At 68.9% G+C, this 18,206-nt stretch carries 12 protein-coding genes and 1 pseudogene; 8 read left to right on the top strand and 5 right to left on the bottom strand.

What is annotated here, in order from left to right; all coding sequences use genetic code 11:
- The first annotated feature begins 10 nt into the window (after positions 1–10).
- The 6 genes and pseudogenes from soxB (at position 11) to ACK8CO_RS17450 (ending at position 7,147) form a co-directional block, all read left to right on the top strand.
- Positions 11–1,702: a thiosulfohydrolase SoxB gene (gene soxB / locus ACK8CO_RS17425; protein WP_414899039.1), complete on the top strand. Its 1,692-nt coding sequence runs from the start codon at positions 11–13 to the stop codon at positions 1,700–1,702.
- Positions 1,703–1,725: 23 nt separating this feature from the next.
- Entirely contained in the window at positions 1,726–3,003 is a 1,278-nt protein-coding gene (gene soxC / locus ACK8CO_RS17430; protein WP_414897456.1) for a sulfite dehydrogenase, read from the top strand.
- Positions 2,987–3,622 (top strand): annotated as a pseudogene (locus tag ACK8CO_RS17435) (c-type cytochrome); the annotation flags it as partial. The gene soxC and the pseudogene ACK8CO_RS17435, both read left to right, overlap by 17 nt.
- 979 nt (positions 3,623–4,601) lie before the next feature.
- Positions 4,602–5,318, top strand: coding sequence for a cytochrome C (locus tag ACK8CO_RS17440; RefSeq protein ID WP_414897457.1), 717 nt, complete (start codon positions 4,602–4,604; stop codon positions 5,316–5,318).
- A 65-nt stretch (positions 5,319–5,383) separates the two neighbouring features.
- Entirely contained in the window at positions 5,384–6,649 is a 1,266-nt protein-coding gene (locus tag ACK8CO_RS17445; protein ID WP_414897458.1) for an FCSD flavin-binding domain-containing protein, read from the top strand.
- A gap of 273 nt (positions 6,650–6,922) precedes the next feature.
- Positions 6,923–7,147 (top strand): hypothetical protein, encoded by a 225-nt coding sequence (locus ACK8CO_RS17450; RefSeq protein WP_155774033.1) that lies wholly within the window; start codon positions 6,923–6,925, stop codon positions 7,145–7,147.
- A gap of 230 nt (positions 7,148–7,377) precedes the next feature.
- Here ACK8CO_RS17450 and ACK8CO_RS17455 read toward each other — a convergent pair whose 3' ends face one another.
- The 4 genes from ACK8CO_RS17455 to ACK8CO_RS17470 all read right to left on the bottom strand — a co-directional run bounded on the left by ACK8CO_RS17455 (position 7,378) and on the right by ACK8CO_RS17470 (position 11,735).
- Positions 7,378–7,872: a flavin reductase family protein gene (locus ACK8CO_RS17455; RefSeq protein ID WP_080616681.1), complete on the bottom strand. Its 495-nt coding sequence runs from the start codon at positions 7,870–7,872 to the stop codon at positions 7,378–7,380.
- A 392-nt stretch (positions 7,873–8,264) separates the two neighbouring features.
- Positions 8,265–9,443: an alpha-D-ribose 1-methylphosphonate 5-triphosphate diphosphatase gene (locus tag ACK8CO_RS17460; RefSeq protein ID WP_414897459.1), complete on the bottom strand. Its 1,179-nt coding sequence runs from the start codon at positions 9,441–9,443 to the stop codon at positions 8,265–8,267.
- 185 nt (positions 9,444–9,628) lie between these two features.
- Positions 9,629–10,381, bottom strand: a complete 753-nt coding sequence (phnF, locus tag ACK8CO_RS17465; protein ID WP_414897460.1) for a phosphonate metabolism transcriptional regulator PhnF — start codon at positions 10,379–10,381, stop codon at positions 9,629–9,631.
- A 664-nt stretch (positions 10,382–11,045) separates the two neighbouring features.
- Complete coding sequence (locus tag ACK8CO_RS17470; RefSeq protein WP_414897461.1) at positions 11,046–11,735, bottom strand: DUF1045 domain-containing protein; 690 nt, start codon at positions 11,733–11,735, stop codon at positions 11,046–11,048.
- Positions 11,736–11,817: 82 nt separating this feature from the next.
- Between ACK8CO_RS17470 and ACK8CO_RS17475 the strand changes: the two genes are divergently transcribed.
- Both ACK8CO_RS17475 and ACK8CO_RS17480 read left to right on the top strand, forming a co-directional pair.
- Positions 11,818–12,966, top strand: coding sequence for an alpha-D-ribose 1-methylphosphonate 5-triphosphate diphosphatase (locus tag ACK8CO_RS17475; protein ID WP_414897462.1), 1,149 nt, complete (start codon positions 11,818–11,820; stop codon positions 12,964–12,966).
- A 117-nt stretch (positions 12,967–13,083) separates the two neighbouring features.
- Positions 13,084–13,431, top strand: a complete 348-nt coding sequence (locus ACK8CO_RS17480; RefSeq protein WP_080616677.1) for a phasin family protein — start codon at positions 13,084–13,086, stop codon at positions 13,429–13,431.
- Positions 13,432–15,945: 2,514 nt separating this feature from the next.
- Here the strand turns inward: ACK8CO_RS17480 and ACK8CO_RS17485 are convergent.
- A complete protein-coding gene (locus ACK8CO_RS17485; protein WP_080616674.1) occupies positions 15,946–17,322 on the bottom strand; it encodes an aldehyde dehydrogenase family protein in 1,377 nt (458 codons plus the stop codon).
- Between the last annotated feature and the right edge of the window lie 884 nt (positions 17,323–18,206).

Consider the following 18,206-nt stretch of genomic DNA (forward strand, 5'->3'; position numbering starts at 1 on the left):
GGCCGAGACGATGATCGCGCGACGGGATTTCCTACAGGCCGCCCTTGCCGCCTCTGCCATCTGGGGGGCGTCGGGCACGGGCAACTGGGCGCGGCTTGCCGCCCGGCAGGCGCTGAGCCAGGACCGGCTCCTGGAGTTCGACAGCTTCGGCAATGTGACGCTTATCCATGTCACCGACATCCACGGCCAGCTCGTGCCCATCTGGTTCCGCGAGCCCGAGGTCAATATCGGCGTGGGGGCCGCCGAGGGGCAGCCTCCCCATGTGACGGGCGCCGATTTCCTCAGGCTATACGGCATCCCCGCCGGCTCGCCCGAGGCCTATGCGCTGAGCTATGTCGATTTCGTCTCGCTGGCCCGGGGCTATGGCCGGATGGGCGGGCTCGACCGGGTGGCGACGGTGGTCAAGGCGATCCGCGCCGACCGGCCCGAGGCGCTGCTGCTCGATGGCGGCGACACCTGGCACGGCTCCTATACCTGCCTGCGCTCGGCCGCGCAGGACATGGTCAATGCGATGGCCCTGCTGAAACCGGACGCGATGACCAGCCATTGGGAATTCACCCTCGGCACCGACCGGGTCAACGAGATCGTCGACGGGCTCGACTTCGCCTTTCTCGGCGCCAACATCTTCGATGCCGAATGGGACGAACCGGCCTATGAGCCCTACAGGATCTTCGAGCGCGGCGGCGCGCAGATCGCGGTGATCGGCCAGGCCTTCCCCTATCTGCCCATCGCCAATCCGAAATGGATGTTCCCCGGCCTCAGCTTCGGCGTCCGCGAAGAGCGCATGGCCGAGGTGGTGGACGAGGTCCGCGGCAAGGGCGCGGATCTGGTGGTGGTGCTCAGCCATAACGGCTTCGATGTCGACCGCAAGATGGCCGGCAACGTGCCCGGCATCGACGTGATCCTGACAGGCCACACCCATGACGCGCTGCCTCAGCCGGTGATGGTCGGGCAGACCCTGCTGATCGCCTCGGGCTCGAACGGCAAGTTCGTCACCCGGCTCGACCTCGATGTGCGCGAGGGGCGGATGATGGGCTTTCGCCACAAGCTGATCCCGATCTTCTCGGACGCGATCGCGCCCGATCCCGAGATGACCGCGCTGATCGAGCGCGAGCGCGCGCCCTACAAGGACGAGATGGCCGAGGTGCTGGGCACGACCGACGGGCTGCTCTACCGGCGGGGCAATTTCAACGGCACCTGGGACGATCTGATCTGCAACGCGCTGATCGACGAGCGCGAGGCCGATATCGCGCTGAGCCCCGGGTTCCGCTGGGGGCCGAGCCTGCTTCCGGGCGATCCGATCACCCGCGAGGATCTCTATAGCGCGACCGCGATGACCTATCCGAACGCCTACCGCTCCGAGATGACGGGCGAGATGCTGCACACGATCCTCGAGGACGTGGCCGACAATCTCTTCAACCCCGATCCCTATTACCAGCAGGGCGGCGACATGGTCCGGGTCGGCGGCATGGGCTACCGGATCGACGTCACCAGGCCCCAGGGCCGGCGGATCACCGACATGACGCTGCTGAAGACCGGCGAACAGATCGATCCGGCCCGCTCCTACGTGGTTTCGGGCTGGGCCAGCGTGAACGAGGGCACCGAGGGGCCGCCGGTCTGGCAGGTGGTCGAGGATTACATCAAGCGCAAGGGCACGGTCCGCGTCGACCCGAACAAGTCGGTCGTGGTCAGCGGCGCATGAGCGGGACGAAGGAGGATGAGGCGATGACCGACCGGCCGGGCGCGCCCACGCGGCGCGGGTTTCTGAAGGCGGGGCTGGCGGGGGGCGGCGCGCTGGTCGCGGGCAAGGCGGCGGCCGAGGGCCCCGATCCGGTGATTCCCGACCCGCTGATCACCGAGACACAGCCCTGGGCGCAGATGTGGGGCGACGGTGTCGACGTGACCCCCTATGGCCTGCCCATAGACTACGAATCCGACGTGATCCGGCGCAATGTCGAGTGGCTGACGGCCGACACGATTTCCTCGGTCAATTTCACCCCGATCCATGCGCTCGACGGCACCATCACGCCGCAGGGCTGCGCCTTCGAGCGCCACCATTCGGGCGCCATCGATCTGCCGAAGGAAGATTACCGGCTGATGATCAACGGGCTGGTCGAGACGCCGCTGATCTTCACCTATGCCGATCTCGAACGCTTCCCGCGGGTGAACCACACCTATTTCCTGGAATGCGCGGCCAATTCGGGCATGGAATGGGCGGGCGCGCAGCTCAACGGCGCGCAGTTCACCCATGGCATGATCCACAACATGGAATATTCCGGCGTGCCGCTGCGCACGCTCCTGCAAGAGGCCGGCGTCAGGCCCGAGGGCAAATGGGTCTATGTCGAGGGGGCGGATGCCTCCTCGAACGGCCGCTCGATCCCGCTCGAGAAGGCGCTCGACGATTGCCTCGTGGCCTTCAAGGCCAATGGCGAGGCGCTTCGCAAGGAACATGGCTATCCGGTCCGGCTCTGTGTGCCGGGCTGGGAGGGCAACATGTGGATCAAGTGGCTGCGCCGGGTCGAGGTCACGACCGAGGCCGTCGAAAGCCGCGAGGAGACCTCGAAATACACCGACACGCTGGCCGACGGCACCTCGCGCAAATGGACCTGGGCGATGGATGCGAAATCGGTCATCACCGCGCCCAGCCCGCAGGCGCCCATCACCCACGGGCGCGGGCCGCTGGTCATCACCGGGCTGGCCTGGTCGGGCCGGGGCGCGATCGAGCGGGTCGATGTGTCGCTCGATGGCGGGGCGAACTGGCGGACCGCGCGGCTGGCCCGGCCGGGGCAGAGGATGGCGCTGACCCGCTTCTATCTCGATATCGACTGGGACGGCTCCGAGATGCTGCTGCAATCGCGGGCGATGGACGAGACCGGCTATGTCCAGCCCACCAAGACCGCGCTGCGCGAGATCCGGGGGCTGAATTCGGTCTATCACAACAACGGCATCCAGACCTGGTGGGTCAAGACCAGCGGAGAGGCGGAAAATGTCGAAGTCTCGTAACCTGCCGGCCGCCGCGCTGCTTCTGGCCTTCGCCGGTCCGGTTCAGGCGGGCGATTTCGGTCTCGGCCGCCCGGCGCTGCCCGAGGAAATCGCGGCCTGGGATCTGGATGTGGCCCCCGACGGGCAGGGGCTGCCGGAAGGCTCGGGCTCGGTCGAGGATGGCGAAGAGATATTTTCGGCCAATTGCGCCATCTGCCATGGCGAATTCGCCGAGGGCGTCGACAATTATCCCAAGCTCGCGGGTGGCGAGGGCACGCTCGACCGCGACGACCCGGTCAAGACCGTGGGATCCTACTGGCCCTATCTCTCGACCGTCTGGGATTATGTCCACCGCTCGATGCCCTTCGGCGCGGCGCAGGTGCTGACGGTCGACGAGGTCTATGCCGTGACCGCCTATATCCTCTATTCGAATTATCTGGTCGACGACGATTTCGTGCTGTCGAACGAGAATTTCCTCGAGGTCGCGCTGCCCAATGCCGAGGGCTTCATCGTGGATGACCGCGAGACGACCGAACTGCCGCGCTTCTCGCAGCCGCCCTGCATGACCGACTGCAAGCCGGAGGTCGAGATCACCATGCGCGCTGCCGTGCTCGACGTCACGCCCGAGGGGGCGGCGGCTAACTAGGCCCGGCCTCTTGAGCGGGCGCGCCGTACGGGCCCATGCGTCGCGGCCCGCAACGGCCCGCGCGCATGGCGGGCCTCTGGCCGCAGGACTGCAGTCCTGCGCGATGTGCCATGGCGCCTGGAGGACCTTCAGGGGTCGAACGGGCGTGTCCGGGGCAAGGTCGGTTGACCGCGCCTGCGGGACCTGCGTGCCAGCCCTGATCGGGGCCCCTTGATCGCAGTCCGACGCAGCTCAGGCGCGACGCAGCGCCCGGCCGGAGACATGTATATCAGGCAGGGCCGCTGCGCCCGGAGCCTCTTTCCGGGCGTCTCGGGATCCACCGTGCCGCGACGAGCCTGCCGGGCGAAAGAGGACGGCGTGGGGGCTGGTCGGTCGTATCAAAGGCGGCATGAAGACCCGGACCCATCCCGTCACGAAGCTAAGTCCGCCGGCTCGTTGCCGTCGGTCAGGAGAGCGCCGATAGCGACGCGCCGGGCTGATCGCCGGCGGGGCAATGATGACGCTCGGGTCCGCGAAACCTATCGGAACAAGGGATCGGAACCGTCCTCCAGGGGCGGACATTGCGCGGCAAGGCCGTTCGCGATGACATGCGGCGCGCGGGGCAGGCGGCGCGACCGCATCGCCTCCCGGCTCGGTCGCCTCTGGGACTGCCGCCTGGCTGCCGCCGGATTGCCGCCCGCCACGAGCGCTGTCCCGACGACCTCTACCTGACCGTCGCCGCTCTGGCTGCAGCCCTCCTCTTCGGGCCATGAGCGCCAACGAACCGGCTCGCGGAACCGGAAACAACGCCAAAGCCTGAGCGCCGTTCTCAGGCTTTGGCGTCGCTGTCAGGGGCCTGTTCTGTTGGCCCCCCGGAGATGCGGCGCAGAGACCGCGACAGCCCGGCCGGGATGCGTCATTTCGTCCGCGCGTTTCGAGGCCCGGCGATGGAGAATCGCTTGCCTGACGCATAGCGGAATTGCATTGATTGCATATGAGGGAGGAACTGTGTCTGATCCTCGCGCTCGCTTTGGGAGGGGCGGGCGCGGGGCGGGCCGAGACACCTGTCGAGGCCATCGGCGACCCTGTCCGTGGCGCCGAGATCTGGGTCTATTGCAGCGGCTGCCATGAAATCGGTCCCGGGGCGCAACCCGGCATCGGCCCGCCGCTGAACGGTCTGTTCGGACGGCGCGCGGCCTCGGTACCGGACTTTCCCTATTCGCAATCGATGCGGCGGGCGGGCGATGACGGTCTGACCTGGACGCTGGAGACACTCGATGCCTATCTGGAAAACCCGCTGGTGCTGGTCTCGGGCACAAGGATGAGCTTTCCGGGGCTTGAGGACGCGGGTGAACGCGCGGACCTTCTGGCCTTCCTGCGCCGCTATTCCGACAAGCCCTCGAACATCCCCGAGGCGGCGCCGACCGCGCGCGCGGAGGAACCGCGGCTGCCCGAGGCGACGCTGGCGCTGGTGGGCGACCCGGCGTGGGGCGAATATCTCTCGAGCGAATGCACCACCTGCCATCAGCGCGACGGCTCCGACCGGGGCATCCCCTCGATCACGCTCTGGCCCGAACGCAAATTCGTTCTGGCTATGCATGCCTACAAGCAGAAGCTGCGCCCGCATCCGGTGATGCGGATGATGGCCGGGCGCCTCTCGGACGAGGAGATCGCGGCGCTGGCAGCCTATTTCGGCGGGCAGGGCCTCTGACGGCCGGCCCTCACTGACAAGACGACCGGAAACGCGCGAATTCATGTCCATGGGGAGACAGAGACATGAGCCTGAACAGACGAAGCTTTCTGGGTACGGGGCTGGCGCTGGGCGCGGCGCTGTCGGCGCCCAGCGCCATCGGCCAGGCCCGGCCGCGCGTGGTGGTCGTGGGGGGTGGCGCGGGGGGCGCGACGGCCGCGCGCTATGTCGCCAAGGACAGCGGCGGCGCCATCGAGGTGGTGCTGATCGAGCCCGGCAAGAGCTATTACACCTGCTTCTTCTCGAACCTCTATCTGGGCGGGTTCCGCGAGTTCGCCTCGATCGCCCATGATTACGGGCGGCTTGCCAGCCGCTACGGCATCAACGTGATCCACGATCTCGCCGTCGATATCGACCGCGCGGCCCGGTCGGTCACGCTCGCCTCGGGCCATGCGCTGGGCTATGACCGGCTGATCGTCGCGCCGGGGATCGATTTCGTCGACGGCGCGGTGCCGGGCTGGGATCTGACGGTGCAGAACCGGATGCCGCATGCCTGGAAAGCGGGCAGCCAGACGCAATTGCTGAAGGCCCAGGTCGAGGCGATGCGCGCGGGCGGGGTCTTCTGCATGATCGCTCCGCCCGACCCGTTCCGCTGTCCGCCCGGGCCCTATGAACGGGTCTCGATGGTCGCGCATGTCCTGAAACGGCAGAACCCGACCGCCAAGATCCTGATCGTCGATCCCAAGGAGAGCTTCTCGAAACAGGCGCTGTTCGAGGATGGCTGGGCGCGCCATTATCCCGGCATGATCCAGCGCATCGGCCCCGATTTCGGCGGCGCCGATATCGAGCTGCGGCCCGCCGGCATGGAGGTCGTGATCGACGGCATGGTCGAGACGGTCGATGTCTGCAACGTGATCCCGGCGCAGAAGGCGGGCCATATCGCCGCTGTCGCTGGGCTGGCCGATGACAGCGGCTTCTGCCCGATCCTGCCGGGAACGATGCAAAGCCGGTTTGATGAAAATGTCTATGTTCTGGGCGATGCGACAATCGCCGGAGACATGCCGAAATCGGCCTTCTCGGCCAACAGCCAGGCCAAGGTGGCGGCGATGCAGGTGCACGCGGCGCTGACCGGGGCGCGGGCCTTCCCGGCGAAATACTCCAATACCTGCTGGTCGCTGATCGACAGCGAGGACGGGGTCAAGGTGGGTGCTTCCTATCAGGTCGGCGAGGACAGGATCGCCAAGGTCGACGGCTTCGTCAGCCAGATCGGCGAGGATGCCGGACTGAGGAAAGCGACCTATGAGGAAAGCCTTGGCTGGTATGCGGGCATCACCGCCGACATCTTCGGCTAGGCCCGGGGGGCGGCCTCCGGTGGTGTGCCGGGGGCTTTCTGTCCGGGGGCGAACGGGCCGGGCGCGGTGCGGGCCTAGCTCCCCCGATGCTGTGACGCAGCGTAATGCTGCGGTGCAAGGCGGCGGAATTCTGCCGGTGAGTCGCCGAGAGGTTGTCGTCAAGACGCGAATGTTCCTGACAGATGTGATATGGATTAATGCAAGGGACGCCCGTTGCCTCCTGATGCGACGAGGACGGCCCATGCGGCAGGGACGAATTGGGAGGAGTCGGCCGTGAACATGATCCAGGATATCAGACAAACTGCGCCCAGACCGGTGATGCGTCCGCGCCCTCACCCCGTCTTCGGCAAACTCGGCCCGATGCCGGCCGCGTCGCTGCGTGCGATGGTCGGTTATGGCCTGAACGAGGCCGAGATCGGGCGCTATTTCGGCGTCACGCCATCCTCGGTTCGGCGCCTGAAGCGCAGCCTCGGCATCTGCGACAGCGCGGCGGAGTGATCCGCCGCCCTGCCACCGGCCCGGGTCGGTTCGGCCCGGGTCCGGCCCGGGGCTGGCCGGATTGCGCCTGGGCCGAAAGGCAGATCGCGCGCCGGGCGCATAATCTTCCGCCCTGAGCTTTCCCTGCGCAATCGCTTGGCTGTGTCCGGAGATCCGGCGTGGCCAAGGCGCGGCGTCCTGCTGGCATGGGCGACGTGGGTGACTTGGGGGGCGCGCCGCGGGGTGGGTCTTCAGCCGACCGGGCTGAAATCTCCATAGGCTCCGCCCGCAAAGACCAGCGGCGGGCCCTCGCGCCGGGCGCATTCCTCGACATGGCCGATCACGATGGCATGGTCTCCTGCGTCATGCAGCGCGACCTGGCGGCAGAGAAAGCGGGCGATCCAGCCCTGTTCGAGCAGCGGCGGATCGGCATCGGGCGCATAGTCGAGCCCCTCGAAATCGTCGCCCGAGCGGGCGAAACGCGCGGCGATGTCTTCCTCGCCCGCGCCCAGCACATGGATGGCGAAACGCTCGGCCCCGGTCATCGCCGGATAGCGTGCCGAGGCGCGGGCGGGCGACCACAGCACCAGCGGCGGATCGAGCGAGACCGAGGAAAAGCTGTTCGCGGTCATGCCGAGGGGGCCGTCGGGACCGGCGGCCGTGACCACGGTCACGCCGGTCGCAAAGCAGCCGAGCGCATCGCGATAAAGGCGCTTGGTGTCCGGGCCGGGAATGAATCGTTCCATGGGTCTTGCCGTTCTTCGGGTCGGTTGCGGGCGGCACCATGCGCCAGATGGCCGGCGGCGGCAACCTCGCCCGGTGGCACGCCGTTTCCGGGGCAAGGGCAAAGGCCCGCTCCGGGCTGGGCGCGCAACCTTTGCCGCCGCGCACGGCGTGACCCGCCAAAAAGGGGGCGCGCTTTCGTCGCGGCCCCCTGTCTGGTTCTGAAATGCAGTCTCATTCTGAAGGTGCGTCGTGAAATTTCCGGTCGCCGGATGGCGGAAAGATCGTTCCTGGTTACGATCGTCGCACCGTTTAACGAAACTCAGTCTAGACGCATTTCATGACATCCGTCCGGGGATGGCTTGCCCGGAGCGGGAAAAGGTGGCGCATCGGTTAAAAAGACGCCCTGTCCCGCTCACTCTGCCGCCATATCGAGCGCGTGAATGCGATGGACGAAGCGATGGGCGGCTTCGCCGGCCAGATAGGTCAGCCTCCCGCCGGCAATGGTCATCTCGACCATGCGCGTCCGCTCGTTGATCACGCAGAGATCGGCGCGTCTTCCGATATCGAGCCGGCCGCGGTCGGGCAGGCGCAGGATCTCGGCCGGACGCTGCGAGACCATCGCCCAGGCCTGCGGCAGGGTCTTCAGCCCCATATCGACCAGTCGCCAGACCGCGTGGGACAGCGCCGGATAATAGAAATCCGACACCAGCGCATCGCAGAGCCCCTGCGCGATCAGGTCTGTCGCCGGGACCTGTCCGGGGGGCGATCCGTCCTGCATCACATCGGGCGCGCTCAGCAGCACCGGATCGTTCATGGCCTTGGCGGCGGCGGCGGCGCGCCGGGTGGTGGGAAATTCGGCGATCCGGGCGCCGATCATCGAGAAGCGCTCGCGGGTCTCGCCATCGGGGTCGCCATGCGAGCCGTACAGGACCCCCATCGTGTCGAAGGCCTCGGCCAGCCGGCAGAGATAGCGCGGAACATCGGGCCGGGCCGCCTGCGCCGCCGCGAGCCCGTCGCGATCCGCGCGTCGCGGCGGCGGCCAGGTGCGCTCCTGCAGCCGCTCGGCCGCGGCATCGAGCCGGTTGTGGAACATGACATAGTCGATGCGATGCCGGCCGATGGCGTCGAGCAGCCGCTCGGCGGTGGCTACGGTATGGATCTCGCAGCGAAGCTGAAGACGCAGATCGGTCAGCATCCGGGGCCGGTAGGCCGCGAGCGCGGCCATCAGCGCCTCGGCCCGCTCAGGGGCACGATGCCCGCCCTCCCAGGACCAGTCCTGCGTCAGCCAGCCGGTGGTCACGCCATGGACGGCGGCCTCGCGGTCGGTCGCGGCCAGCGCCAGATCGGGCACCAGATCCGGCGCGAGCGGTGCGATGCCGGGACCGGCCGGGCGCCGGGGCAGGTGACGGCCGAAACTGTCGGCCTGCAGATCGACGATGCCGGGCAGGATCAGATAGCCCGTCAGGTCGACTTCGGGCAGCGGGCCCTTGGTGATGCGGCCCTCGGCGATGGCGATCGAGCGTCGCTGCATTTCGCCGTCGCGCAGGATGCTGGCGCCGGTGAAGCGGAGCGGGTGAAGGAACTGGGGCATGTCGCGGCTCGGGCGGCTGGCGGGGGTGACGTGGCCCGTGAAGGATAGCCGTCCACTGTATCGTCGGTGTGACAGGGAACCGGCGCCTGCCCGGGGTCATTCCGGGTCATTCCGGGGGGCAGGGGCGTAGGATGTCCGTCCTTCCGGGGCCGCTCAGCCGCAAGAGCCGTCACTGGCAAGAGCCGTCAGTCGGGGCATCGCTCCTTGGGGGGATCGTCGGTCACGATCAGGCTCACCCGGTCGCCCGCGAACCAGGTGCGGCCGTATTCCACCGCCCGGCCCTCGAGGTCGACATTGACCGAGACGCTGCGCAGGATCGGGTCGCCCGGACGCAGCTCCAGATGCAGGGCCTGGGTCGGACTGGCGCGCTCGGCCGTGATCCGGGTCGAGGCCCGGGTGTAATCCGTCACCCCGCTTCGGGCCAGCGCCGCGGTCACGCTTGCGGTTTCGGCCAGTGCGTCCAGAAGACCGGGAAATCGTTCGGCCGGGAAGACGCTGCGAAACAGCGCAAGCGGGTGGCCATCGGCCAGCGAGATCCCCTCCGAGACATGCACGGGCGCGCCGTCTCTCAGCCCCAGCGCCTCGGCCTCGCGCCGGTCCGCGGCGCGGGTCGTGTGCAACAATGACTTGCGTTCGGCGCTCTGACCGGCCGCGGCCAGGTTCCGGTGCAGCCGCACCCGCCGTCCCAGCGGATAGTCGGTCGGCCGCGCCGTGACATAGACACCCGCGCCGCGCCGGGCCTGCACCAGCCGCGCCTCGGCCAGATCGGCCAGGGCCCGCCGGACCGTATGCCGGTTGACCCCGAAGCGATGTGCCAGATCGGCCTCGCTGGGCAGCTTGTCGCCCGGGCGGTAGCTGCCGGAGGCGATCTCGTGGCGAAGCGTGGCGGCAATCGAGCTCCAGAGCGCGGCTTGGGTCATTTCCTCGACATCTTTCATCCCCGAGCCTTGCATGACTCGCCAGGGTCCCGTAACAACTTGTCTAGTTGTATAGGTCTGTGGATAAGTCGGCAAGCCATCGCAGGCCCGGATCGCGGGCAGGGCGGGGCGGGACATGGAAAATGGGCCATATGCCGACAGGGCGCCGGAAATGCCTGTGGATAAGTCTGGGAACAGAAGTGGATGCGCAGCAGAAAACACCCCCGGGGCGGAGGTGGGCAGGGCGCGGCCGGGTCGTGGCACCACGGTGCCCATCGGTCTCGGAAGCCCGCCGCATACACACAGTCCGCGGCCTCTGCAAGGGGGCGGACATCCGCTCTCGTCGCGGCAGGCGGCTTGTCCGATCTGGCCCTGCGCGGCCGGGCAGGGGCGAGGACCGGCTTTCCCGGGCGTTTGGACCCGGGACGACGCATCGGGCGTGACAACGCGGGGTCCGAAGCGCCTTTCGTCGCGGGGGCGGCCGGCGCATTCCCGGGCCCGCCGGCCAGGAGAGTGTCACCCGCTTCATGCCCCGAAGAGACAGGGTGCCGCGTTCGCCTGCTCGCCGGGCGCCGCAGGGTCTCTGCGGCGGGCGACCGGCATCAGGCGGACCGGCGGTGACACGCTGCCCCGCGAGGCGGCAGCAGCTGCGATTCGGGCCTGGCGCGGCGGGTCAGCCCTTCCATCAGCCCGAAAGGCTGTAGCGGTGCAGGTTGTGGAACCGCCCGTCCTTCGCCTCGCCGAAAAGGCAGAGGCTCCTGATCCGGATCGGCCGGTCGATCAGCGGCTCGAGCACGGGGCCCAGCACCACCCGCGTGGCCTCGGCCTCGGCGGCCTTCAGCGGTCCGGTCAGGGTCATGTGAAAGCGGTATTCCTCCATCACATAGGGATAGCCCCATTTCTCCAGCAGCTTGCGCTGCCGGGTGCTGAGCCGGTCGGGATCGCGCCGGGCCAGTTCCGCGGCCGTGGGCGCGGCGCGAAAGCCGTCCAGCGCCTTGACCACATTGCCCGCCATCTCGATCAGCCGCCGGGTGTCGCCGCGCGGCGTCAGCGCCAGGAAGCCGCCAACAAGCGACAATCTCAGCCCCTCGATCAGCACCGGCCGGAGCTGGCCCGACAGCGCTACGGCCGAGGCATGCAGGATCCCGATATCGCTGCCCTCGGCCAGCCGGAACGGCGCCTTGACGGTGGCGTGGAACCCGTATTTGCGCGGCGTTGCGGTCAAGTCTTCGACCGGCCTTGGCAGACCGCGCAGCCGGGGCTGCGCCCGGGTCGCCCCGGCTTCGGCATCCCAGCCCAGCCAGGCCTTGCCGAAATCGCCCAGGGCGCCTTCATCGGGCGCATAGTAGATCGCGTAGCGCCGGTAGCCTTCCATTGCCCCCTCCGCACTGGGATGCCGCGCCGTTCCCGTTATTGTCCTGCCCCAATTCACGCCGCGCATCAATAAGGAGGCGCCGATGCTCCCGACTGCCGAGACGGTTCTCGCCAATGCCACGCTGGTCCTGCCCGATGACATCCGGGTCGGGTCGGTCCGGATCGCCGGGGGCAGGATCGCCGCCATCGATACCGGCCCGGCGGTGCCTGCCGGGGCCATCGATTGCGGCGGCGATCTGGTGATGCCGGGGCTGATCGAGCTGCATACCGACAATCTCGAACGCCATATCCAGCCGCGTCCGGCCGTCGACTGGCCCCATGCCAGCGCCATCGTCGCGCATGATGCCGAGCTGGCGGGCGTCGGCATCACCACCGTCTTCGACGCGATGCGGGTGGGCTCCATACCGTCCGGCAAGGCGCGTTACCGCCCCTATGCGCGCGGGCTTGCCTCGGAACTGCTCGAGCTGCGGGCCCGCGGCGCGCTCCGGATCAGCCATTTCCTGCATCTGCGCGCCGAGATCTGTTCCGAGACGTTGCCCGAGGAAATGGCGGTCTTCGGTCCCGAGGACCGGGTCGGTATCGTCAGCCTGATGGATCACACCCCGGGCCAGCGCCAGTTCCGCGACGAGGCCCGGCTCAAGGCCTATGTGATGGGCAAGCACAATTTCACCGAGGCCGAGTTCAGGGACCATGTCGCCGGGCTGAAACAGCTGCGCGCGCGGAATGGCGCCCGGCACGAGGTCCTGGCCCTGGCCGAGGCCCGCCGCTTCGGCGCGATCCTGGCCAGCCATGACGACACCACCGCCGACCATGTCGCGGTTTCGGCGGCTCAGGGCATCCGTCTGGCCGAGTTTCCGACCACGCTCGAGGCGGCCGAGGCCTGCCGGGCCGAAGGCATCGCGGTGATGATGGGCGCGCCGAACCTGATCCGTGGGGGCTCGCATTCCGGGAATGTGGCGGCGGCCGAGCTGGCCGGGCAAGGTCTTCTCGACATCCTGTCCTCGGACTACGTGCCCTCGGCGCTTCTGATGGGGGCGCTCCGGCTTGGCGATCTCTGGGGCGATCTCGCGCGCGGCATTGCCACCGTCACCCAGGCGCCCGCCGATGCGGTGGGGCTTGGCGATCGCGGCCGGATCGCGCCGGAGGCGCGGGCCGATCTGATCCGGGTAGCGCGGATCGGCGGTGCTCCGGTGGTGCGCGGCGCCTGGGTGCAGGGCGCCCGCATCGCCTGACGGCCGGGGCGCCTGCTTGTCGCGTCACTTGCCGGGCCTTGCGCAGGGCTTTGACCTGCGGCCGCCTTTTTCCTATTTTAAGATCCGTATCCGTGGTCCGCTTGCGAGGCTCCCATCATGTCCAAGACCCCCGTGACGCCCTCTGCCGCCGCCGCGCTCGAGGCGGCCCTGCGCGCCCAGGCCGAAGGCTGGGGCATGATGGCCTGGGTCGGGGCGACCATGGCCGATCATGTCCGCCGCACCGGCAGCGAAATGGCGGCCTTCGCGCGGGACGAGGCCCGGCGCAATGCCGATGCGATGCAGCGCCTCGCCGCCTGCCGCACCCCCGAAAGCCTGACCGACTGGCAGGGGGACTATCTGGGTGAGACGGTCGCGGCCTGTCGCGATGAGGCCGAGCGGCTGGCGCGGATGCAGGCCGAGGTCTGCGACATGACCCTGAGCCGGATGACCGGCTGGCGCGACTGACATCGGCGGGTCGCCGGTCTTTCGATCCGGCCGGGTTTCGCGGCTTCGTAAAGGGTTTGTTTACCTTTGACGGGATGCGGGCAGGTTCGACTCGACGAGGAAACCTCAGGGAGTCGAAAGGATGTTGCAGAGCCAGCGCCATGACTGCGCCGAGGCCGTCGCCGCCCCGCCGCCGCCCCCGTCAGGCCCTCGACCCGGCTCTCGGGCAGGGCTTCCGGCCGGACCGCAGGCTGACCGTCGGTCGGGCCGCGCGTCGGACCTGCATTGCGGTCGCGCGCAGACCGACGCCTTGTCCTTCCCGGTCTGGCCCGAGGCTCCGCGCGGTCCGTCCGGCTGTTTCATTCCCGCCGCGCCCGGGATGCCAGGCGGGACCGGCATTGCGGCGCCGTCGCCTGCCGGGCCGGAAAGGCCCGCGATCCGTGCCCGTTTCGGCCAGCACATCGCCCTGCACATCGCCGCAGGCGCCGGGCTGGCCGAGGCTGCGGTTATTTCCGATATCGGGCGGTGCGATCCAATGCGGCGTGGCCGGACGGCAGAGACCCTCTGCAACCGGCGTCGCGGACGCCCGGCGCTCGACAGTCTTTATGGCGGCAAGATGGCCGACGAGAGGCCCGGCCCGGGCGCTCTCACCCGGCTCGCGACCGATGCTGGCAGCCCGCGTCCGAACGACACTGGCAGTGCCAGAGCAGAGGGCGCTGTCCCGGCAAGGCCGCCGCATGAGCGGATCGAAGGTTCCGGGGCCGGTTCCTGCGCGCAGCCCGTGCCGTGCCGGCACTTCCTTGCTTAGGCTCGTCCGGTCAGGGGCCAATGGCATGCAGGCTTGTGCTGACGGCAAGCGGGCGGTCGCGTGGTTCCAGCAGGCCGTCCTTGCGCATGACGCCGGTATGGCAGGCCGCGGCCCGGGACCGGCACCCGCTTGTCGTCGATGGTCCGCCCGTCCGGCACTGCCAGGCATGGAGCATCCGGCAAGGGTCGTGAGTGCGGTCCTCCCGAGGACATCGCCCATGAAGCCCATGAAGAGGAACATCATCGGGAGCGGAGACCCTCTCGTCAGCCACAGCCTCGCCGGGAACGGCATGGCCGACCCCCGCTCGTCCCCCCGAAGCGCCAGCGTCGCCACGCCCCGCTTGCCCGGTCATAGGCATCGAGGCGACGATCAGGAATGCGAGCGGCGTGGAGGACGGGGCAAGGCGCCTCGCTTTGGGTTGGGGCGAGGTCCGCGAACGGCTCGTATCTGGCCTGTTGGATCATGAGCAAGGGCCCGTTTCATGACGGCTCTTGACCGGCCATGGAGCCGGGCCTCAGGCGGGCAGGGCGTGCCTGCCCTATCTCAGCGAACGGATCGGCTGTCGGGCACAGCATGAGGCAGAAAGCCCGAAAGAAGATCGGGACCAGACCGGGAAATTTCCCGGCGCGGCCCGCGTGCCGACCGGCCAGCGGCCTCAGGACGGGTCGATCCGCAGGGGCGTATGCAGCCGGATCGAACAGGAGCGGCCCATGATGCAAAAGGCCACCATCGCGAAGCGGGCCATTTCCGGCCGTTGGAGCGCCGGCGGGTAAAGGTCTTCGACCGCGAAGGCCGGAAGAGCATTCCCATCATCCCGAGGATCCCGCCTGGCATCTTCCTTCCGGTCCGGGCATTCGGTCCCGCGATCAGGCGCATGAAAGCGCTCATGCGCCTTGCGGATGGGCCGCATGGCGTCGTCCGGGCATCCTCTCGCCGCCGCCGCCGCCCCGATCCGTCGCCGGTTGATCCTTGCGTCCTTTCTGCGGTCCTTTTGATTTTGGGTGCTCTCACGGGGCCCGGGGCGGAGAATGCCGCGTGGCGTGCAACATTCGGGCCGTCCTGCCGGGGCCGGTGGCAGTGTTCCGGCCGGTTGCCGGTTGGGGGGCTTGGGGGCATTCCGGCCGGATGGCCCGCCCGCTTGGGGCTTTCCGCGCCTCCGGAACGGGGACGCGCCCCGCATTCCCGCCCGGGGCGCGTCCCTGCGATGCCGGGTGAGGGCTGCCATGCCGCCGACTGCGGTGGTCGTCTCGCGCATCGCGGGCGCAGAAATCCCCGGACGCGGAGATCCTGGGGCCGGCAGCCCTTTCGGATCGCGGATGATCCTCGTCTCGGGGGGGGCGGAACCGGCTTTCACACCGGCGCGGCCGATCTCCGCGCCGGTGCCGGTCAGGCCCGGCCCCGCCTGGGCCGGGGCATCGGCGCGCGGGCGAGCGTCGCGGGTATCCCCGACCTGTCGCAGAGCCCGGCGCCGGCCCGCCATCGAGGCGACCCTCCGGGCCGAGCTTCTCGGTCCCACCATGGATGCCTCCGCCGTCGGGGCCGCAGAGCGGGCGGGGGGCTCCCCTGCGATCTCCGGAGGCGGACGCGAGGGCTTTCCCGTTCGGGGGCTGGCCCCGTTTCCGGCAAGGCCCCTGCGATCCGGCTCCGCGCCCCTGGCGATACCGAGGTTGCGGGCCGGCCCCTGTCCGGCTGCGGCGGGACGGGGCCGGGCGGTGTTCGGCCCGCCGTCAGAGCTTTCTGAGGTGATAGGATTTCGGACGGGTCAGATTCTGATAGCCGATCACCGACAGCCCGCCGCCGCGACCGGTATCCTTGCAGCCGGTCCAGCACAGCGCCGGGTCGAGATAGTCGGCGCGGTTCAGGAAGACGGTGCCGGTCTCGATCCTCTGGCCGATCCGCTCGGCCCGCGTGACGTCATTGGTCCAGATCGAGCAGGTCAGCCCGTAATCGCTGTCATTCATCAGCCGGATCGCCTCTTCGTCATCCCTGACCGGCAGGATGCCGACCACGGGGCCGAAGCTTTCCTCGCGCATCACCCGCATCTCATGCGTCACCCCGGTCAGGATCTGCGGCATCAGATAGGTACCGCCATCCTGCGGGAAGAGCGCGGGGTCGATCATCGCCTGCGCCCCCGAGGCCACCGCCTCGGCGGTCTGGGCGCGGACGTGATCGGCAAAGCGCGCCTGCGCCATCGGCCCGATGGTGGTCTCGGGATCGAGCGGGTCGCCCAGCCGGTAGCCCTCGACCAGTTTCACCGCCTTCTCGAGGAAGCGGTCATACAGGCTTTCGGCGACATAGATCCGCTCGATCCCGCAGCAGCACTGGCCCGAATTGAACATCGCTCCGTCGATCAGCACCTCGACGGCCATGTCGAGATTGGCATCCTCGAGCACATAGCCCGGATCCTTGCCGCCGAGTTCCAGCCCCAGCGGCGTGAAGGTGCCGGCGGCCGCGCGCTCGATGGCCCGCCCGCCCGCGACCGAGCCGGTGAAGTTGACGAAGTCGAAGGCGCGTTCCGAGATCAGGGCCGAGGCGGTGCCATGATCGAGAAAGACGTTCTGGAACACGTCCTCGGGCACGCCCGCGGCATGGAAGGCGCGCGCCATCCGCTCGCCCACCAGCAGCGTCTGGGTCGCATGTTTCAGCATCACCACATTGCCCGCGATCAGGGCCGGCGCGATGGTGTTGATCGCGGTCATGTAGGGGTAGTTCCAGGGCGCGATCACCAGCACCACGCCATGCGGGTCGCGCGAGATGTAGCGCTTGAAGCTGCCGCTGTCCTCGGCCGCGATCGGCGCCAGCGCGGTCTCGGCGATCCCGGCCATGTATGTCGCGCGCTCCTCGAAGCCGCGGAACTCGCCGCCATAGCGGATCGGGCGTCCCATCTGCCGGGCAAGCTCGGGGACGATCTCGTCATTCATGGCGCCGATATTGGCGACGGCGTCGAGCACCAGCGCGATCCGCTCGGAAAGCGGGCGCGCGGCCCATCCGGCCTGCGCTGCGCGGGCGCGCGCCACCGCTTCGCGCGCCGCCTCTGGCGTAAGCGTGACGCGTTCGGCCAGGACCGATCCGTCAATCGGGGAGATGCAGGTCAATATGGTCATCGGGGGGGTCTTCCGTTGTCAAAGGAGCAGCCCCCCGCAACGTTTCCGCGTGCCGGGGGCCGGTCTTCGGAGAAAACGGTCCGGGCGTATAGGGGCGCCCGTGGCCGCAGGTTAGGTCCCGGCCGGTTTCCGCCGGGGCAAAGCTCTTTCCTTCGGTCCCGGCGGCGCGGGTGCCATGGCCGAGGAGGATATCGGCCATCGCGTCGCGCGGCGGAGAGGAGATGCATAGCGGCTCTGCCGCGGCGCACGGCCTGCGCGGAATGTCCCGCATGCAGGCAATGTCATGGATATGCCGCGCGGAAGCGGGGCCGGAACGTGGCGGCATCGCGATGCCTTCAGTCACGGCCTGGCGCAGGGGAGGCCGCGCCGGAAAGGGAGCAATGTCCGCTCCGGCGATCCGGCATGCGATCCGCTGCGAGAGGCCCTGGCTGCGGCCGGAGCTGATCCCGATGCCTGGAGTTGCGGCAGGGGCGCTCTGGCTCGTGGTGGCGGGGCGCGCCGGCGCAGAGGGGCGATGGCGCCTGCTGTCCGCGCAGAAGGCAGTGTCGCTATTTTCTCGCGACGACGGCCGGCGCTCGACGGTACTGCCGGGGCGGTCTCCGGGGCATTTCCTGTGCCAGTCCGGCGGGAAGGTCGCGGCACAGGCGCTGGACCGGGCGCTGGACTGGGCCTTGGATCGGGCGATCTTGCTGACTGCGGGCCGGGCGAGGCTAAGACACCCGGCCGCCGGTCTTGTCGGGCGGCAAGGGGTGTCCCGGCCCTCCGGCCCGGCCGCGGCCCTCGAAGGCAGGACTTGCGGACCCGGCGCGTCGGCCCGCAGGGCCTGCGCTTTCGGCAGCTCGCGCAGCGCAGGCGACCGGAGCGGGCGGTCGACATGGTCGCAG

The organism is Rhodovulum sp. HP10 (genome assembly GCF_047553435.1).
GTDB lineage: Bacteria > Pseudomonadota > Alphaproteobacteria > Rhodobacterales > Rhodobacteraceae > Rhodovulum.